This is a genomic window from Acidovorax sp. KPB24-07 (assembly GCF_057543315.1).
The window spans coordinates 1-1158 of record NZ_BAAJYS010000701.1 but is presented as its reverse complement, the minus strand read 5'-3'; the positions used below and the strand labels follow the sequence as shown (position 1 = coordinate 1158).

Annotated in this window: 1 pseudogene; it reads left to right on the top strand. The window is 72.3% G+C overall.

The window, feature by feature from the left end:
• Positions 1-1158, top strand: a pseudogene (locus AC27IQ_RS25105) ([protein-PII] uridylyltransferase family protein); the annotation flags it as partial.

The following is a 1158-nucleotide window of genomic DNA, read 5'->3' as shown; positions in this document are numbered from 1 at the left end:
GCGGGCACGACACCGGCACGGCCCTGCGCATCCTGCGCAGGTGGTGATGGAGCGGCTGGTGCGCCTCGATTGCGAACAGGGCCGCGCCCGCTGGCCGACATCACGCGGGCCACCACCGAGCTGGCCGAACTGGCCCTGGACCAGGCCTGCGTGCAGGCCCGCGAAGCGCTCGACGCCCGCCACGGCGCCCCACGCGGCCCCGAGGGCCAGCCGGTCGAGCTGTGGATCATCGGCATGGGCAAGCTGGGCGCGCGCGAGCTGAACGTGTCCAGCGACATCGACCTGATCTACGTGTACGAACACGACGGCGAGACCGCCGGCAACGCCGAGGGCCGCAACCGCATCTCCAACCACGAGTACTTCGGCCACGCCGTCAAGGCCATCTACGGCCTGATCGGCGACACCACCGAGCACGGCTTCGTCTTCCGGGTGGACCTGGCGCTGCGGCCCAACGGCAACTCCGGCCCGGCGGCCGTTTCGCTGGCCGCGCTGGAGGAATACCTGCAGGTGCAGGGCCGCGAATGGGAGCGTTTCGCCTGGCTCAAGAGCCGCGTGGTCGCGCCGCGCAGCAGCGTCATCGGCGAGCCGGTGCAGGCCCTGCGCGGCGTGGTGCTGCCCTTTGTCTTCCGGCGCTACCTGGACTACAGCGTGTTCGACGCGCTGCGCTCGCTGCACCGGCAGATCCGCGACCACGCCGCCAAGCGCAGCGCCGGCCACCCCGAGCGCGCCAACGACGTGAAGCTCTCGCGCGGCGGCATCCGCGAGATCGAATTCACCGTGCAGCTGCTGCAGGTGGTGCGCGGCGGGCAGTTCCCCGAGCTGCGCTGCCGCCCCACGCTGGAGGCGCTGCAGCGCATCTCACGCGCCGGCCTCATGCCGCAGGAGACGGCCGAGGCGCTGGCCGCGGCCTACACCTTCCTGCGCCAGGTGGAGCACCGCATCCACTACCTGGACGACCAGCAGACCCACGTGCTGCCCACGCGCGACGACGACCTGGCCTGGATCGCCCAGACCCTGGGCCTGGGCACCTGCGCCTTCCTGCACCAGCTCGATGCGCACCGCGAACTCGTGGCGCAGGAGTTCGACACGCTGCTGGGCGGCGCCGGCAAGAAGCAGTGCACCAAGGGCGGCTGCGGCGGCCCGCGCGCCGGCGCGCCG